Here is a 16,732-nt window from a genome sequence, read left to right as displayed (position 1 = left end):
CTTGAATGACCGCATGACCGACGCACCCCTGCTGCTCTACGTCGTCAAGCAGCTCGAGCTCGCCACCCGAGCGCGGCTCGACGCCGTGCTGAAGGAATCAGGGGTCACCGCCCTGCAGTACACCGCGCTCTCGGTGCTCGAGCGCCGCCCCACGATGAGCGCCGCCGACCTCGCTCGCGCCTCGTTCGTACGCGCCCAGTCGGCCGCCGACCTCATCGGCGCCCTCGAGCGCCGCGGCCTCATCGAGCGCCGCACCGACCCCGACAACCGGCGTCGGATGCTGATCAGCCTCACCGCCGAGGGCCGCGCCTTCCTCGACACCTACGACCCGCGCGTCGAGGAGCTCGAGGAGCAGATGCTCGCCGACCTCGGCCCCGAGGACCGCGAGTCGTTCCGTACGTTCCTGGACACCGCTCGCCGAGCCCTGTCCTGAAATCCGCCGACCCGGCGCAACTGTCCCGCGAAAAGCGCCCGAGTCGGCGCGTCTGTCCCATGTCTGATCGAGGCTTGGGTCAGATGCGCCGACTCGGCGTTCAGATCTGAGCCAGACGCGCCGACTCGGCCTTGGATCTTGAGACATTCACGCCGACTCGACGCTGGATCGTGAGACTGTGGCGCCGGGTCGGCGACGAACTGCCGAAGGCGGCGACACCGACCACGACGAGCGCCAGAGCGACGGCGAGCCCGAGGCCGATCTGCTCACCGAAGATCGGGACCGCGACGACGGCGGTCAGCACCGGGCTGACCGCACCCCCGACCGAGGCCCGGCTGCTGCCGAGTGCCCTGACGGAGAAGGCGTAGCAGAGCGTCGACATCAGCCCGGTCCCGATGCCCTGGAGCACGGTGAGGGCGACCACGTCGCTGACCTCGGCGGTCCCGGCCAGCAGGTGCGACGGCATCGCGCCGGAGACCGCCAGGACGAGCGCGGCCAGGCTCGAGATCGTGCAGATCGCCACCACCATCTGCAGGAGCGTCAGGCTCGTACGCTGCAGGCCCGTCGTGAACACCGCCCAGGCGAACCCGCCGACGAGGAGCAGGCCGACCCCGCCGAGCGACGCGCCACCGCCGACCAGGAACCCGCTCACCACGACCCCCGCGGTGATGAGCCCCAGGGCCGCCAGCCGCCGCAGCGGCATCGAGGTACGGCCGCGTGCCATCGCGAGCAACGTGACGAACAACGGCACCGTGCCCGGGACCAGCATCCCCGTCAGCGCCGCGCTGGTCAGGTGGGCACCGAACGCGAAGACGAGGAAGTGCGGGAGCCCACCGACGAGCAGCAGGGCGAGGACCTCCGGTCGCTCGCGGCGTACGGCTCGGATCGTGCTCGGCAGCAGCGGGGCGAGCAGGACCACCGGCGTCACGAACCGGAGGAACGCGGCATCGGCGACGGTCAGGCTGGACCCGCCGATGCCGCGCGTGCTCAGCGCGAACGACGACCAGAGCACGACCGTCATCCCCAGTGCAGCCCACCCGGCCGGCACTGGCGTGCCGCTCTCCTGTCGCATCCCCATGTCGCGCCACGATAGGCAAATCCAAGGCGCACATGATTGCCGGATCTGCCATCCTCACCGCGATGAGTGGCAGAATCTGCCACATGCGCACGCTCGACGACACCGACAAGCACATCCTCTGGGAGCTCCAGCAGAACGGTCGCCTGACCAACCAGGAGCTCGCCGACCGCGTCGGCCTCTCCCCCTCGCCGTGCCTGCGCCGCGTACGAGCCCTGGAGGAGGCCGGCGTGATCAGCGGCTACCGCGCCGTCATCGACCCGCACGCCGTCGGCATGAACATCACCGCGTTCGTACGCATCAAGATGGCCACCCATACCAACGCCGCCGTCGAGGCCGTCGAGGAGCACCTGCGCGCCATTCCCGACATCACCGAGGCGTACGTCCTGGCCGGCGACCACGACTACCTGCTCAAGATCGTCACACCGTCCTTCGAGACCTACGAGCAGTTCCTGCGCGACAACCTCCGCACCATGCCCGCCCTGGCCTCGATCGAGACCACCTTCGCCTTCGGCAACACCAAGGAGAGCGCCCCGCTCCCGCTGGGGTGAGCGCCCGCGGTCAGGAGCTGGCTTCGCGGCCGGCCGGGGTGTCGACGTAGAGCCGCTCGAAAGCTCGCGCGGCGGCGTCGATCTGGGCTGCCATGCCGCGCAGGCCGCCGCGTCCGACCGCTCGCTTGGTCTCGCTCTCGAACAGCGCGCGCTCGTAGGCGGGAAGCATCCCGACCAGCCGCCGCCGAGCATGTCGTCCCGACCCCAGAGGCCGGATGAAGACCTCGACCAGGTCGTCCATCCAGTCCAGCTCGAACTCGACCAGGCAGTGCGGCATCGCCAGCCGGACCTCGGTGCGACCGACGCGGTCCACCTGCGTGTAGGTCGTCGGCGCGAAGCGGGACGCCACCGCGTCGGCGACCGCCTGGGATCGGCGCCTCAGAATGTCATTCCCCGTGCTCGACATCGCGCCTCCGCCCGAACGTGACCAGTGGTCACATGACCACCGGTCACAGACTAGGGGCGCGTTCGCAGCATGGTCAAGGGACCCGAGCGAAGCACGCTACGATGCGAGCGTCCAGCCATGAGAGGGGGCGGGTGGCGCCAGTGCCTACGCCGACCTGGGAGCGCCTCCCGGAGGCCAAACGCGATGCCGTGCGCCGGGCGGCCGAGGAGGAGTTCGGGGTCCGGGGCTACAACGCAGCCAGCCTCAACACGATCTGTCGTGAGGCCGGGATCTCCAAGGGCAGCCTGTTCCAGTACTTCCCCGACAAGGCCGACCTCTTCGTCCACCTGATCGCTCGGGCCAGCCACGACATCCGAGCGGCGATGGAGACGGCGAGCGCCGACTTCCCGTGGATGACCGACTACTTCGGCTCGGTCAACCTCCTCATGGATGCGTGGATCGACTACTTCTACGACCACCCACGCCACCGGCAGATGCTGGTCTCGGCCAACCTCGAGCACAACCCCGGAGCACTCGCCGCCGTCCGCGAGGCCGTCTACGTCGACTACCTCGAGGTCATCGGCGGCATGGTCGATCTCGGCATCGCCATCGGCGCGCTCCGCGAAGACACCGACCGCGACGCGCTCGTCGCCGCGATCATCATGCTGCTTCCCCACATCGCCCTCGGCCCTCACGTACGCGGCCTGGACCCGCTCCTCGGACTCGCCGGCTCCGACCGCGCCCACGCCATGTCCGGCGGCCGCCGGCTGATCCAGGTGCTGATGGGCCAGTACGTCACTCAGTCGGTGCCGAACGAACCGTGACGCCCGGCTCCGTCGGCGAAGCGCGTCGCACCCGCGACGGTGTCGGTGGTGACCGACACGACGCCGTGGCGGTACTCCGCGGCCAGCGCGTCCTGCTCGCTGAGCCCCTCCTGCTCCAGCACGGAGAGCCGATCGTGGCGCATGCAGGTCTGCGGGAACGCCGCGAGCTGGCGGGCCAGGTCCTGAGCTGCCGCGAGGGCCTGGCCGGGCGGGACGACGCGGTTGGCCAGCCCCATCCGTAGCGCCTCGTCGGCGCCGACGGGACGGCCGGTCAGGATCATGTCCATGGCGTTGCTGGTGCCGATCAGGCGCGGCAGCCGGACGGTGCCGCCGTCGATCAGGGGGACGCCCCAGCGCCGGCAGAAGACGCCGAAGACGGCGTCCTCCTCCATGACTCGCAGGTCGGCCCAGATCGCCAGCTCCAGGCCGCCGGCGACGGCATGACCGGCGACGGCGGCGATGACGGGCTTGCCCAGGCGCATCCGGGTCGGACCCATCGGGCCGTGCCCGTCCGGCTCGAACCGGTTCGGGTCCCCACCCGCGACCGCCTTCAGGTCGGCGCCGGCGCAGAAGGTGCCGCCCTCACCGTGCAGCACCGCGACGGCGGCAGCCGGGTCGGCAGCGAACTCCTCGAACGCGGCGACCAGGGCTTCGGCCGTCGCTCGATCGACGGCGTTGCGTACGTCGGGGCGGTTGATCGCGATCGTGGTGACCGGACCGTCCGTGGTGACGTCGACGGTCATGCCGGAAGCGCCCGCTCGAGGATGGCGTCGAGGTCGCCGCGCGGGGACAGCGTGCCGAACGCGCCGCCCCAGTCCCGGCCGAGACGCGAGGAGCAGAACGCGTCGGCGACGGCTGCCGGTGCGTGCCGGAGAAGCTGCGAGCCCTGGAAGACCAGGGCCAGCTGCTCGACGATCCGCCGCGCCCGGAGCTCGAGGTCGTCGAAGGAGGTGAACTCCTTCTTCAGCCGGTCCAGCGCAGCGTCGTAGCGGGCGTCAGCACCGGCGGCCAGCTCGGCCTCCGCCAGGAACGCATCCAGCGTGTGCGGCTCCTTCGCGAGCGCTCGCAGCGCATCGAGGGCCGCCACGTTGCCGGACCCCTCCCAGATCGAGAGCAGCGGCATCTCGCGATAGATGCGCGCGACGTCGAAGTCCTCGATGTAGCCGTTGCCGCCCAGGCACTCCAGGGCCTCGTTGACCATGAACGGCGCCCGCTTGCAGACGTAGTACTTCGTGACCGCCAGCGCGATCCGGCGCAGGGCGGCCTCGCCCTCGTCGCCGCGGATGGCCCGGTCGTTGGCACCCGCCAGCCGCAGCATCGCGGTCGTCGCCGCCTCGGACTCGACCTGCAGGTCGGCCAGGACGTTGCGCATCGCCGGCTGGTCGATCAGCAGCTTGCCGAAGGCCGAGCGGTGGCTGGCATGGTGCGCGGCCATGGTGAGCGCGGTGCGCATCCCCGCCGAGGAGCCGATCACGCAGTCGAGGCGGGTCATGTTGACCATCTCGACGATCGTGCGCACCCCGCGCCCCTCCTCGCCGACGAGCCAGCCGGTGGCCGCGTCGTACTCGATCTCGGAGGAGGCGTTCGACCTGTTGCCGAGCTTGTCCTTGAGGCGCATGAAGCGCATCGCGTTGCGCTCGCCGCCGGGCAGGACGCGCGGCACGAGGAAGCAGGAGACGCCGGCCTCGGTCTGGGCCAGGGTGAGAAAGAGGTCGCTCATCGGGGCGCTGGTGAACCACTTGTGCCCGCGCAGGACGTACGTCCCGTCGGTCTGCGGCGTCGCGGTCGTCGTGTTCGCGCGTACGTCGGAGCCGCCCTGCTTCTCGGTCATCGACATCCCGGCGATCAGACCGCGCTTGGTCTCGGGGTCGCGCAGGCCGAAGTCGTACTCCCGATTGGTCAGCAGCGGCTCGAACCGCTTCGCCAGGTCCGGGTTGGCCCGCAGCGCCGGCACCACGGCGTACGTCATCGAGATCGGGCAGCCGTGACCGGCGTCGACGTTCCAGGTGTAGAACTTCGCGGCCCGGGCGACATGGGCACCGGGCCTCTCGTCTGCCCAGGGCGCGGCGTGCAGACCGTGCTCGACCGCGGTCTGCATGAGCTGGTGGTACGCCGGGACGTACTCGACCTCGTCGACCCGGTGCCCGTAGCGGTCGTGCGTGTGCAGACGCGGCGGCACCCGCTCGGCGAGCCGTCCCCACTCCTGGGCCTCGGCGCTGCCTGCGAGACGGCCGAGCTCGTCGAGCTCCGGGAGCGCCCACGCGGCGCCCTCACGCTCGACGCCTTCCCGAAGGACCGGGTCGGCGGCCGTGTTGTGGCCCACCAAGGGCGGGACCTGGTTGAACACCTCGTGCGTGCTGGTCATGGGCCACCTCGTGTCAGCAGGATCGTCTGCTCATGACGTTACATAAATCGAGACAGTCGTGTCCATAGATGTTGCATGAGAAGATGCCGGGGTGGCTACCGCGCGCGACGAACTGGCTCCGCTCTCCGCTCGCTCTGCGCTGCTGAGCCTGATGCTCGGCGCCCACCCCGCCCCGCTGACCCCTGCCGACCTCGCCCGCGCCGGCCAGTTCCTCGGCATCGCCCCGGCGACCGTGCGCGTCGCGCTCACCCGCACCGTCAACGACGGCGACCTGCGCCGTACCGACGACGGCTACCGGCTCGGCGAGCGGCTCATCCAGCGACAGGCGCACCAGGACGAGGCGGTACGCGTGGCGGACAAGCCCTGGGACGGCTCCTGGGAGATGGCCGTCGTGGTCGCGTCCGGGCGCCCTGGCCCGGAGCGCGCGGTCCTGCGCGATGCCCTGAAGGCACACCGCCTCGCCGAGCTGCGCGAAGGCGTCTGGACCCGGCCGGCCAACCTCCGGCGCCCGCGCTTCTCCGACCCGGTGCTGCGTGGCTTCACGGCGACGCCGGAGCAGGATCCGATCGACCTGGCCGCCTCCCTGTGGGATCTCGGCGGCTGGGCACGCGAAGGCGAGCGTCTGCTCGAACTCCTGTCATCCACACCCCAGCCCACGCAGCGTCTCGCCGCGGCCGCCGCGATCGTCCGCCACCTCAGCGAAGACCCGCTCCTCCCCGTCGAGCTCCGCCCAGCGGACTGGCCGGCGGCAGCCCTACGCGAGACCTACAGCGCCTATCAACGTGAGCTGAGCGAGCTCGCCGCGCTGCCCTGCTGAGCGGACCGGATCACCCGTACTGGGAGTCGCCTCCGTCCGGTGGCCGGCTCTTGCTTGCCATCGCTGGAGTTCGCAGGCCCTCTCGTCAAATCTGCGGGAACGTGGACGCGGAGCCGACTGCTCAGGTGACCACGATCAGGCTGTCCGCCGCAGGCTGCGAGGCTTTGACTGTGCAGCGAACGCTGGGGCCCCCGTCGGCGACGACACTGAACACCTACAGCTATCTGTGGCCGACAGCGGAGGATCAGAAACGGGCGGCGACCGGAGACCTGACGTCAGGCGCTCAGGCACTACCGCACTTGCCGCACTCTTGATCGACTGAACTGCCCGGGCGGCGACTATAGCGTCACTCGTACTCGATCATGCCCTGCTCTAATGCCCAGGCACGGAACCCGCCTGGCCCGAACGGCAGGTAGTAGTCACCCATGATGAGGTCATCAGCCAGCTTCTCGACCATAGGCACCGTGAGCTGCCCGTCCCTAATGGCTTGACAGAGGAGCGCCAGAGTTGACGTAACCCGAAGGTCATCCTCCTCCGCGAGCGTTCTCGCGACACCGTCATCCAAAACGACCTCAAAGCCTCGTACTGCCCCAAGCGCCAAGACTCCGCACTCGCCGAGGTTGGCGTCGCCCACCACCAGGCGCGTCTCATATCGGGAGAAACTGGCCAGGAACGCGATATCAGCGCTGCGGTCGACGCGAATCCAGTCCGCCTCCAGTACTTCGTTCAGCACTGGAATCTCGTGTGACTGCCGACGGAGCTCACGCTCGACGCTCTCCGGCATGACGACCGCACGGTCCCCCGCCAAAAAGTGCAATACTCGCAGCCAACCTTGAACGGCGAAGTGCCTAAGCGGACCGGTGTCGAAGACCAGCGCATCTTTATCGACCATCAGGACACGAAGTTCCAGAGCTCGTCTTCTCTCCGGGTCCGCCTACTTGGAAGGTCCTCGTCTTCAAAGGTTCCACGTAGAAGTTCGAGTGCACGCTCGCGGCTGATTCGCTCGTCCCTGAAAGCCCGCAGTACGGCTTTTTGGTACGGAACGGCCAAACTGTGGCCCTCTAGATCTGAAGGGATGAGCAGGCCGAAGTCTACGATGTCGGCTTGGGTCGTGGTGACCGAGCGGACCGTCGCCGCCTCCTCGCTCCCGATGATCCCCAACTCTTGGAGCCTCCGCGCGAGGGTCGCCATGTCGACGCGGTACTCGCTGCCCATCTGGACGGCGACCTCTCGAAGGTCATACTTCGCAAACACTCGGTTCCAGGCCTCGCGAACCCCTCCTTCTGGCAGCAGCAGAGCCCGAGCGAATCGATCCAGTCGCGCCTCGATATCCCCGCCTTGTTGGTCCGCAACTCGCCAGTCGATCGTGTAGTCGTCCGCAATCAAGTAGTGGCCAAATTCGTGCGCGAGTGCCAAACGGCGCCGCCCGACCTTGTTGTAACTGTTGATGAGACTGACCCCCCCCTTACGAAGGAGGATGGTGCCGGCGTCTGCAGTGTCTGGACCTAGATCGGCGGCAAACGACAGAAGACCGACCGCAGACACTAATCCCACCAGATCTCGAAGAGGACCGTCCCCTTCGACACCGAGCAATCTCCTCGCCCGGGACGCCAAGGTTTCGGCCGCAGCCATGCTCGACGGTCGAGACAACGGCAACTCCGCGGTCCGCTGGTCAAGATCGTCGAGGCCCAACTCGGTGGGAGCGAGCGTCTGAATCAGCTCTACATCTGCGGCAAGGTCCGCGATCAGGCGATCTATGTTGGAATCAACGACCTCCAGCCCGCTTGCCGAACGATGCGATACAAGAGCCGGGGTCGGCTCCGCCAAGAACGTCGCCATCCGAACGCCGATCGCACGAGCGATGTCTGCCAACTCGAGTGCCGTGACCTTCCGAACGCCGCCCTCGATCTTGTTGACAGCAGTCCGGTCGAGATTGACCATGCTGGCCAACTCACCCTGTTTCAAGCCTGCGCGCTCACGAGCCTCACGCACGCGCGCGCCAAGGATCGTTTCGTCGAGTTCCGCCATGTGTGCGAGTTTCGCACACCTGCGGTGGACGTGCACTTTCAATCCACAAGGTGACAACCACCACCGGGCCACCCACGGCGCAGCCGCAACATTCTCTTGCCGTCACGACTGGCGCGAGCAAGACCGGATTCTTGTGGACTTTGCGGACCAGACGCGGACTCCTGAATCTCACCCTGGCTGGCCTGCGAGAACGCGGCGGCTCAGTAGTACCAGGGGTAGGGCGACCAGTCGGGCTCCCGCTTCTCCAGGAACTGGTCGCGACCCTCCTGGGCCTCGTCGGTCATGTACGCCAGGCGGGTGGTCTCGCCGGCGAACATCTGCTGGCCGACCAGACCGTCGTCGAGGAGGTTGAAGGCGTACTTCAGCATCCGCTGGGCGGTGGGCGACTTGCCGTTGATCTTGCGGCCCCACTCGAGGGCGACGTTCTCGAGCTCGGCGTGGGGGACGGCGCGGTTGACGGTGCCCATGCGGACGCCGTCCTCCGCGGAGTACTCCTCGGCGAGGAAGAAGATCTCGCGGGCGAACTTCTGGCCGACCTGGCGGGCGAGGTAGGCCGAGCCGTAGCCGCCGTCGAAGGAGCCGACGTCGGCGTCGGTCTGCTTGAAGCGGGCGTTCTCCCGCGAGGCCAGGGTGAGGTCGCAGACGACGTGGAGGGAGTGGCCGCCGCCCGCTGTCCAGCCGGGGACGACGCAGATGACGACCTTCGGCATGAAGCGGATCAGTCGCTGGCACTCGAGGATGTGCAGGCGGGCGAGCTTGGCCTTGTCGATCGGGGTGGGTTCCTCTGCGCCGGTCCGGCCGGCGGCGTACGCATCGGTCTCTTCGTACTGGTAGCCGGCCTTGCCGCGGATGCGCTGGTCGCCGCCGGTGCAGAAGGAGAACTTGCCGTTCTTCTCCGAGGGCCCGTTGCCGGTCAGGAGCACGCAGCCGACATCGGCGGAGGTGCGGGCGTGCTCGAGCACGCGGAGGAGCTCGTCGACCGTGTGCGGCCGGAAGGCGTTGAGCACGTCGGGGCGGTCGAAGGCGATGCGTACGGTGCCGTGCTCCTTGGCCCGGTGATAGGTCAGGTCGGTCAGATCCTCGAAGCCCTTCACCTCGTCCCAGCGGCTCGGGTCGAACGTGTCGGAGACTCCCTCGATTGCGCTCATGGGGTGAGGTTATCCGGCCGGATGGTCGCGGGCTTGACCTTGCCCCCAGGGGCAAGGTCTACCGTCGTACGCGTGCAGATCAAGGAGCTCGCGGATCGGGCCGGCGTGACGGTGAAAGCCGTGCGCTACTACGAGTCGCGCGGACTGCTCGCGCCACGGCGGGCGGGCAACGGGTATCGGGACTATGCCGATGTGGACGTGCAGGTCGTGCGGGAGATCCGGGCACTGCTGTCGCTCGGCCTCACCGCCGAGGAGACGCTGCCCTTCGTCGACTGTCTGCGCGCCGGAAACGACCGAGCTGACGTGTGTCCCGCCTCGCTCGAGGCGTATCGGCAGCGCATCGCCGAGATCGACCGGCGGGTCGCCGAGCTGACCGCCCTGCGCGGCGAGCTCGCCGGGCTGCTGCACGAAGCCGAGACCTATCACCCAGAAGGAGAGAAGCGATGAGTCAGACCACCGTGATCGAGGACATCACCGATGCCCGGTTCGTCGAGGACGTACTCATGTCCGAGACACCCGTGCTCGTGGAGATCTGGGCCGAGTGGTGCCCGCCGTGCCGTCAGCTCGCACCGATCCTCGAGAAGATCGCCGCGGAGCGGGTCGGGAGCCTGCGGGTGGCGAAGCTCAACCAGGACGAGAACCCAGCCACCTCCGCCGACTATCGGGTCATGGCGGTGCCGACGATGCTCCTCTTCCGGGGCGGTAAGCCGGTGCTCCAGATGGTCGGCGCACGGCCGAAGTCGCATCTCGACCGCGAGATCGACAAGGCCCTCGCCTGATCCGGGCCTCTCGGAATAGGTGCTGTGTCGTGGTGTTGTAGAGGGCATGACCGAACTGCAAGGTGAATACGTCCCGAGCACGGCCGACTGGGTGCGCGAGCAGGTTGCCGCGTTCGAGGCCTCCAACGGCGCCGAGGCCAACGTCCTCGAGCGCGACGGCAAGCCGATCATCCTGATCACCAACCGCGGCGCCAAGACCGGCGCGATCCGCAAGACGCCGCTGATGCGGGTCGAGCGCGACGGGAAGTACCTTGCCGTCGCCTCGATGGGCGGCAGCGACAAGAACCCGGCGTGGGTGGCCAACTTCCGCAAGTACCCCGACATGGTGCTCCAGGACGGCGGCAGCAAGAAGGCGTACGTCGCCCGCGAGCTCTCCGGGGCCGAGCGCGACGAGTGGTGGGACTACGCCGTGAAGACCTGGCCGACGTACGGCGAATACCAGCCCAACACGTCCCGGGTCTTCCCGCTCTTCCTGCTGGAGCCTGCCGGCGAACAGGTCACCAATTGACCGGTGTGTAACCGGGACAGTGCCACGGCTGTCGGTTCGCGGCGCTAGGGTCTATGGCCATGCCGTTCCTGCTACGCGTCGAGCTGCCTGATGTCCCGGGTTCACTCGGTCGCCTTGCCTCTGCCATCGGTGAAGCCGGCGGCGACATCGAGGCGATCGAGATCGTCGAGAAGAACAAGGCCGAGGGACTCGCCGTCGACGACGTGCTTCTCGAGACCTCTCCGGGCACGATGCCGGACTCCATCGTCTCGGCGTGCAACGAGCTCGACGGCGTGCAGGTCGTCTGGATCTCCCGTTACGCCGCCGGTGGCAACCTCTTCCTCGACCTCGAGGCGGTCGAGGACCTCACCGAGAACGCTCATGAGGCCCTCGACCGGCTCGTGGACGTCCTGCCCCTGACCTTCCGTGCCGACTGGGCCCTCCGCGTCCACCGCGTCAAGGGCATCGCCCGCTCCACCGACGGAGCGCCCGAGAACGTCCCCTTCATCGAGCTCGACCGGCCCGAGCGGATCGAGGTCGAGGGCGAAGACGAGAACATGTTCGCCGGCGCCCGCATCGACGGCAACGAGATCGTCATCATCGGCCGCCGTGGCGGCCCCGACTTCCTCGACTCCGAGCTCGCCCGCCTCGGCCACCTCGCCTCCCTCGCCACCTCCATCGCCCGGTCCTGACGCGCCGAGGCGTCACTCCTGCAGGCCGAGACGTCACGCCGGTCGGTCGAGTTGGCGCGCCGGTGCCAACTCGGCCGACGCGCGTGACGCCTCGGCGCGGGGTGGTCAGTGGCCGAGCCGCTGGCGGAGGCCGGAGGCGCGCTGGGCGCGGTGGGTGATCGCGGCGGTGACGGCGTCGGGGGTGCCGACGATGCGTACCCGCTCCTGGGCCCGGGTGACCGCGGTGTAGAAGAGCTCACGGGTGAGCAGGGGCGAGTCGTCGGGCGGGAGCAGGACGGTGACGGACCTGGCCTGGCTGCCCTGGGACTTGTGGACGGTCATCGCGTGCAGGGTCTCGATGTCGCCGAGTCTCGATGGCGCGTAGGTCGCACCGCCCGCGATCGCGACGCGGAGGTCTCCGGCGGCATCCTGGTAGGTGACGCCGGTGTCGCCGTTGAAGAGACCGAGGCCGTAGTCGTTGGCGGTGACGAGGACCGGGCGGCCCGGGTACCACTCGTGGCCCCAGCCGATGCCGAGCGGCTCACCGGTGGTCTCGGCGAGGCCACGCTCGAGCTGCCGGTTCCAGTGGGAGACGCCCCAGGGGCCGTCGCGGTGGGCGCAGAGGAGACGCGACTCGTCGAGCATCCGTACGCAGCTCCCCGCATCGCCCGCGAGCGCGGCCTCGTGAAGGGCGACGGCGTGCGTGACCAGGTCGCCCTCGACCGCGGCCACGCGGGCCTCGTCGGCGGGGTCGACGAGCTCGACCGCGGGATCGCCCGACTTCAGCACGGCGAGGGCCGCGTCGGCGTCGCCGTCCCGCAGCGCCGCGGCAAGGGCACCGATCGCGCCGCCGAAACGATGGGTGGTACGCAGCGCCGCGACGGCATCGGGCGAGCGCACGGCGAGGCCGGCGACGAGGTCGGAGAGCACCGCGCCGGCCTCGACGCTGGCGAGCTGGTCGGGGTCGCCCACGAGGATCAGCCGCGCCTCCGGACGCACCGCCTCGAGCAGGCGGGCCATCATCGTCAGCGACACCATGCTCGTCTCGTCGACGACGATCACGTCGTGCGGCAGTCGGTTGGTGCGGTGGTGCTTGAAGCGGGTCGAGGAGCCGGGTCGCCAGCCGAGCAGCCGGTGGAGGGTCGACGCGGTCAGACCGGAGAGGCGGGTGCGGTCGGCCGCGGTGAACTGCGGCGCCAGCTGAGCGCTCTCGACAGCCTCCTGCAACCGCGCGGCCGCCTTGCCGGTCGGCGCGGTCAGCGCGACCCGCAAGGGCGTCGGGGACTGCTCGGTGAGCAACGCCAGCAGCCCGGCCACAGTCGTGGTCTTGCCGGTGCCGGGGCCGCCGGTGAGCACCGTCGTCGACTGCCGGGCGGCGGCCAGAGCGGCGGCGCGCTGCTCGGCGTAGCCTTCCCCCGGGAAGAGCCGGCCAGCGCTCGCCTCCAGCAGCGCCTCATCGGCCACCGGGCGGGGCGAGGCCAAGCGGGCGAGCAGGTCGTCGCGTACCTGTCCTTCCTCGCGGTGATAGCGGTCGAGGTAGAGCAGGCCGTCCTCGACCTGCACCAGGGACTGCGCGGCGAGCGGGCTGCCGGCGACCGCCTCCAGCCAACCATCGACAGCCGGCCAGGGCAGCGTCTCCTCGGTGTCCCGCAGCGCGGCCAGGTCGACGCACACCGACCCGTGCCGGACCGCGCGGACCGCCAGCGCGACCGCCAGCCGCACCTCGTCACGCTCCTCGCCGGCGAGGGCGGCGGCGCGGGTCGCGACGTGTACGTCGGCGGCGGTCAGCACGCCTTCCTTGTTGAACGACTCCAGCAGACCGGTCGCGGACCGGGCCAGGCGTGCGTCGAAGGGGTCGTCGGACTCCCAGCGCTCGATCATGCGGCCGTGCCTCCATCCAGCAGGTCGGACAGCGCAACAGCCAGGGAGGCGGGCGGCTGCCAGGTGAAGACGCCGGTCGGGATGCCGTCGACGACGGGTGTGTCCGGGCCGAGCATCCCGCGGACATAGAGATAGAGCACGCCGCCGAGATGCTTCTCGGGGTCGTAGCCGGGCAGGCGCCAGCGCAGGAAGCGGTGGACCACCGCGGAGTAGAGCAGCGCCTGCAGCGGGTAGTGGGAGTGCAGCATCGCCTCGGCGAGCTTCGGCTGGGTGTAGTCCATCGCCTCCACGCCCAGGAAGTTGGTCTTGTAGTCGACCACGACGAACCGGCCGCTCGGCAGCCGCAGCACCACGTCGACCGAACCGGTCAGATAGCCCCGCAGCGACTGCTCGCCCAGGGGCGGAGCCTCCAGCCGGTCGGCGTACGTCACCATCGGGTCGTCCGCCGGGAGATGGGCCCGCAGCAACGGGGCGAGATCGCTCAGCCGTACGTCCGGTGCCCCGGGTCCACGCGAATCGCCGCCGGCGAGCGGGATCTCGAAGTCGAGCTCGCGCAGCCGGTCGCGCAGCGGGATCCGGGCCAGCGTCAGCCCGTCGGCCAGTGGGCCGAGCGGAGTCAGGTTGAGCGGCAGCATCGCGATCGCGAGGTCCTCGGCCGATGCCGGGACCGGCCACCAGCGCAGCTGCTCGCGAGTCTTCGTCAGCAACTCCTCGGCCAGGTCAGGGGCCTCGGGGTCGGTGTGCTCCAGGACCGCGTGGACCAGCGAGCCGAACCCGGCCCCCTTGGGCAGCTCCGCCATCGGCGAGAGGTGCTCCTCCGGGGTCTCGTCAAGCTCGACCAGCGATGGCGAGAGATCGACGTCCTCGGCGATCGGCTCGTCGTCAGTGCCCTCGACCTCCGGCTCCGAGGTCGGCGTGACGACCTCGTCGACCCGGATCAGTCCGGAGTAGGACGTACGCCGCCACTCCGCGTCCACCTCCCGTGTGAACGCCCGCGCGGCGAGGACGCCGGTCGTCTCCGGCCTCACGGACGCGACGGCCGTCGCCACGACCGACGGCTCGGCGGTCGGCCCGCCCATCTTCTCGATGAGTCCGAGCACCCGCTCGGCGTAGGCGTCGTCGAAGACCTCCTGCGACGGCGGCACCGCGGTGACCCCGGGCTGCCGCCCGAACAGCAGCCGGTGGAGTCCGCCGGTGGCGGTGTTGGCCGTCGGCGCCCACCAGGCGACGACCTGCGACTGGGCGCGGGTCAGTGCGACGTACAGGTCTCGAAGCTCCTCCCCCAGCTCCTCGTCCTGGTGTCGGGCCAGGTGCTGCGCCCACTGGGCACCGGTCCGGGTGACGTCGATCGTCCGCTGCCCGTCGGTGTCGTGGAAGCGGGCGACCTCGGGGTCGCGCACGAAGAAGTCGTAGGCGAAGGGCAAGTAGACGATCGGGTACTGCAGTCCCTTCGAGCCGTGCACCGTCACGATCTGCACCGCCGCGGCGTCCGAGTCGAGCCGCCGCGGCCGCTCGGTGGCCGCCGAGCGCCGCCGCTCGTCGCGGAACCAGGTCAGCAGCGCCGGCAGCCCGAGCGAGTCGCGCACGGAGATGTCGTGGAGCAGCTGGCCCAGATGACGTACGTCGGTGAGCAGCCGCTCCCCGTCGGTGCGCTGCAGCACGCGCGCGGTGAGGCCGCGCTCCTCCGCCGCCTCGATCAGGGCGGCGACCCCTCGGCCGCGCAGCAGCAGCGCCCAGCCGCGCAGGGTGTCGGCGATGCGGGAGGTCAGCGCCTCGCCGCCCGCGTCGAGCTCGGTCGCGGTGTAGCCGAAGAACACGCTCAGCCCGGCCGCCCGCACCAGCGGCGCCCGGTGGGGCGAGTCGAGCGCCTGCAGCAGCGCGTGCCAGTCCTCACCGGCGGGAGTCAGGAAGACGTCACCGCCGCCGGCCATCACCGCCGGGATGCCGTGCTCCTGCAGGACACGCTGGACCAGGAGCCCGTGGGAACGGATCGCGACGATGACCGCGATGTCCCCGGCCTGGACCGGCCGGTCGCACCAGGTGGCGTCCGAGCCGAGCAGCGCGGCGATGTCGCCGGCGAGATCCCGGGCGATGTGGTTGCGGGCGTCACCGGCGGTGATCATCTTGCCGCGAGTGAGCTTGAAGCCGTTGCGGCCGACCCGGCGGATGCGGAACGGCGAGGGATTCGGTGCGTTCATCAGCCGGGAACCGTCGTGATGTGCCTTCACGTCGTGGACGACGATGTCGGGAGAGCCGAGCGCCGCTCCGCGCAGGACCACCTGGAGCCGCTCGACCAGCGGTGCGTCGCTGCGCCAGTTGGTGTCGAGCGTCGCCTGCGTCTCGGCCGTCCGGGCGGCGGTCAGATAGGTGAAGACGTCACCGCCGCGGAAGGCGTAGATCGCCTGCTTCGGGTCGCCGATCAGGACCAATGTCGCGTGACCCTCGAAGGCCCGAGAAAGCACCTGCCACTGGACCGGGTCGGTGTCCTGGAACTCGTCGACGAGCACGATCCGCCAGCGCTGCCGCATCCGTGCCCGTGCGGGCGCGGAAGGATCCTCCAGGGCGACCGCGAGCCGGGAGAGCAGGTCGTCGTAGGAGAGGACGCCGCGCATCTGCTTGCGCCGGTCGACCTCGTCCCGCACCGCCTCCGCGAACCGCACCCGCGCACCGGCCACCGGGTCCTCTTCCGGCGCCGGAGCGATCCGCGACTGTGGGTCCTCGACCGCGGTGCGTGCCAGTCCGAGCGCGTCGTCGCGGTCGAACGGCGGGCGCTCCCGGGCCTCGCCGAACCACTTCAGATAGAGGTCGTCGACGACCTCGACGACCAGCTCGTCGAGCGACTCGACCAGCTCGGCGCCGGCGTCGGTGTCACCGGCCACGCCGAGCGATCGCAGCACCAGCTGGCAGAACTGGTGGGTGGTCGCGATCGTGGCCCCGTCGAAGGAGGCGAGCGCGTCGCGCACGCGCTCGTGGCGTACGCGGACCTCCTCCTCGGGCACGTCCAGCAGCAGCTCGAGGTGGGCGTCGAGCGGGCTCGGACGCTGCCCGGCGACCGCGGCCGCAAACGCGCGCTCGGCCTCGACCAGGTGGGAGCGCACCCGGTCGCGCAGCTCCTGCGAGGCAGCGCGGCCGAACGTGATCGCGAGGATCTCGTCGAGCGTCGCCTCCCCTTCGACGACGTAGCGGGTGACCAGGGCGCCGATGGTGAAAGTCTTCCCGGTGCCGGCCGAGGCCTCGATCAGCGTCGTGCCGGTCGGGAGCGGGCCGGTCAGATCGAATCCGTCCATG

Annotated in this window: 17 protein-coding genes; 8 read left to right on the top strand and 9 right to left on the bottom strand. The window is 69.8% G+C overall.

The window, feature by feature from the left end:
* The first annotated feature begins 13 nt into the window (after nucleotides 1-13).
* Nucleotides 14-433 carry a MarR family winged helix-turn-helix transcriptional regulator gene (locus OG984_RS22880; RefSeq protein WP_328528482.1) on the top strand — a complete coding sequence of 140 codons (420 nt, stop codon included), beginning with the start codon at nucleotides 14-16 and terminating at the stop codon, nucleotides 431-433.
* Between the two features lie 100 nt (nucleotides 434-533).
* Here the strand turns inward: OG984_RS22880 and OG984_RS22875 are convergent, their stop codons facing one another.
* On the bottom strand, nucleotides 534-1,511 hold the full coding sequence (locus OG984_RS22875; protein WP_328528481.1) for an EamA family transporter: 978 nt from the start codon (nucleotides 1,509-1,511) through the stop codon (nucleotides 534-536).
* An 83-nt stretch (nucleotides 1,512-1,594) separates the two neighbouring features.
* Between OG984_RS22875 and OG984_RS22870 the strand changes: the two genes are divergently transcribed.
* Nucleotides 1,595-2,059 (top strand): Lrp/AsnC family transcriptional regulator, encoded by a 465-nt coding sequence (locus tag OG984_RS22870; RefSeq protein WP_328528480.1) that lies wholly within the window; start codon nucleotides 1,595-1,597, stop codon nucleotides 2,057-2,059.
* Nucleotides 2,060-2,069: 10 nt separating this feature from the next.
* Here OG984_RS22870 and OG984_RS22865 read toward each other — a convergent pair whose 3' ends face one another.
* Complete coding sequence (locus tag OG984_RS22865) at nucleotides 2,070-2,465, bottom strand: hypothetical protein (RefSeq protein ID WP_328528479.1); 396 nt, start codon at nucleotides 2,463-2,465, stop codon at nucleotides 2,070-2,072.
* Nucleotides 2,466-2,605: 140 nt separating this feature from the next.
* On the opposite strand from OG984_RS22865, the gene OG984_RS22860 reads away from it, so the two are divergent.
* Nucleotides 2,606-3,268 (top strand): TetR/AcrR family transcriptional regulator, encoded by a 663-nt coding sequence (locus OG984_RS22860; protein ID WP_328528478.1) that lies wholly within the window; start codon nucleotides 2,606-2,608, stop codon nucleotides 3,266-3,268.
* Here the strand turns inward: OG984_RS22860 and OG984_RS22855 are convergent.
* Together OG984_RS22855 and OG984_RS22850 are read right to left on the bottom strand one after the other, a co-directional pair.
* Nucleotides 3,244-4,011 carry a crotonase/enoyl-CoA hydratase family protein gene (locus tag OG984_RS22855; protein WP_328528477.1) on the bottom strand — a complete coding sequence of 256 codons (768 nt, stop codon included), beginning with the start codon at nucleotides 4,009-4,011 and terminating at the stop codon, nucleotides 3,244-3,246. The two genes, OG984_RS22860 and OG984_RS22855, sit on opposite strands and share 25 nt — an antisense overlap.
* The gene (locus OG984_RS22850) at nucleotides 4,008-5,633 is read right to left on the bottom strand and encodes an acyl-CoA dehydrogenase family protein (RefSeq protein WP_328528476.1); all 1,626 of its coding nucleotides are present in this window, start codon (nucleotides 5,631-5,633) and stop codon (nucleotides 4,008-4,010) included. The genes OG984_RS22855 and OG984_RS22850 overlap by 4 nt, the downstream gene beginning before the upstream one ends.
* A gap of 91 nt (nucleotides 5,634-5,724) precedes the next feature.
* Between OG984_RS22850 and OG984_RS22845 the strand changes: the two genes are divergently transcribed.
* Nucleotides 5,725-6,450 carry a PaaX domain-containing protein, C- domain protein gene (locus tag OG984_RS22845; protein WP_328528475.1) on the top strand — a complete coding sequence of 242 codons (726 nt, stop codon included), beginning with the start codon at nucleotides 5,725-5,727 and terminating at the stop codon, nucleotides 6,448-6,450.
* Between the two features lie 346 nt (nucleotides 6,451-6,796).
* On the opposite strand, the gene OG984_RS22840 is transcribed toward OG984_RS22845, so the two are convergent.
* From OG984_RS22840 to OG984_RS22830, 3 genes are all read right to left on the bottom strand, one after another.
* On the bottom strand, nucleotides 6,797-7,234 hold the full coding sequence (locus OG984_RS22840; protein ID WP_328528474.1) for a nucleotide-binding protein: 438 nt from the start codon (nucleotides 7,232-7,234) through the stop codon (nucleotides 6,797-6,799).
* A 107-nt stretch (nucleotides 7,235-7,341) separates the two neighbouring features.
* The gene (locus OG984_RS22835) at nucleotides 7,342-8,478 is read right to left on the bottom strand and encodes a helix-turn-helix domain-containing protein (protein WP_328528473.1); all 1,137 of its coding nucleotides are present in this window, start codon (nucleotides 8,476-8,478) and stop codon (nucleotides 7,342-7,344) included.
* A 200-nt stretch (nucleotides 8,479-8,678) separates the two neighbouring features.
* Complete coding sequence (locus OG984_RS22830) at nucleotides 8,679-9,626, bottom strand: 1,4-dihydroxy-2-naphthoyl-CoA synthase (protein ID WP_328528472.1); 948 nt, start codon at nucleotides 9,624-9,626, stop codon at nucleotides 8,679-8,681.
* Nucleotides 9,627-9,698: 72 nt separating this feature from the next.
* On the opposite strand from OG984_RS22830, the gene OG984_RS22825 reads away from it, so the two are divergent.
* Genes OG984_RS22825 through OG984_RS22810 form a run of 4 tightly spaced genes read left to right on the top strand, consistent with a single transcriptional unit; the run spans nucleotide 9,699 to nucleotide 11,584 of the window.
* Nucleotides 9,699-10,073, top strand: a complete 375-nt coding sequence (locus OG984_RS22825; RefSeq protein WP_328528471.1) for a MerR family transcriptional regulator — start codon at nucleotides 9,699-9,701, stop codon at nucleotides 10,071-10,073.
* Entirely contained in the window at nucleotides 10,070-10,405 is a 336-nt protein-coding gene (gene trxA / locus OG984_RS22820) for a thioredoxin (protein WP_328528470.1), read from the top strand. Before OG984_RS22825 ends, trxA begins: the two co-directional genes overlap by 4 nt.
* A 46-nt stretch (nucleotides 10,406-10,451) precedes the next feature.
* Nucleotides 10,452-10,913, top strand: a complete 462-nt coding sequence (locus tag OG984_RS22815) for a nitroreductase family deazaflavin-dependent oxidoreductase (protein WP_328528469.1) — start codon at nucleotides 10,452-10,454, stop codon at nucleotides 10,911-10,913.
* A 59-nt stretch (nucleotides 10,914-10,972) separates the two neighbouring features.
* Entirely contained in the window at nucleotides 10,973-11,584 is a 612-nt protein-coding gene (locus OG984_RS22810) for an amino acid-binding protein (protein ID WP_328528468.1), read from the top strand.
* Nucleotides 11,585-11,689: 105 nt separating this feature from the next.
* Here the strand turns inward: OG984_RS22810 and recD are convergent, their stop codons facing one another.
* Together recD and OG984_RS22800 are read right to left on the bottom strand one after the other, a co-directional pair.
* Nucleotides 11,690-13,444, bottom strand: coding sequence for an exodeoxyribonuclease V subunit alpha (gene recD / locus OG984_RS22805; RefSeq protein WP_328528467.1), 1,755 nt, complete (start codon nucleotides 13,442-13,444; stop codon nucleotides 11,690-11,692).
* Entirely contained in the window at nucleotides 13,441-16,731 is a 3,291-nt protein-coding gene (locus OG984_RS22800; protein WP_328528466.1) for a UvrD-helicase domain-containing protein, read from the bottom strand. Before OG984_RS22800 ends, recD begins: the two co-directional genes overlap by 4 nt.
* Nucleotide 16,732 lies beyond the last annotated feature (1 nt).

The organism is Nocardioides sp. NBC_00368, assembly GCF_036090055.1.
In the GTDB taxonomy this organism is placed as follows: Bacteria; Actinomycetota; Actinomycetes; order Propionibacteriales; family Nocardioidaceae; genus Nocardioides.
This window is presented reverse-complemented; position numbering and strand designations above follow the sequence as displayed.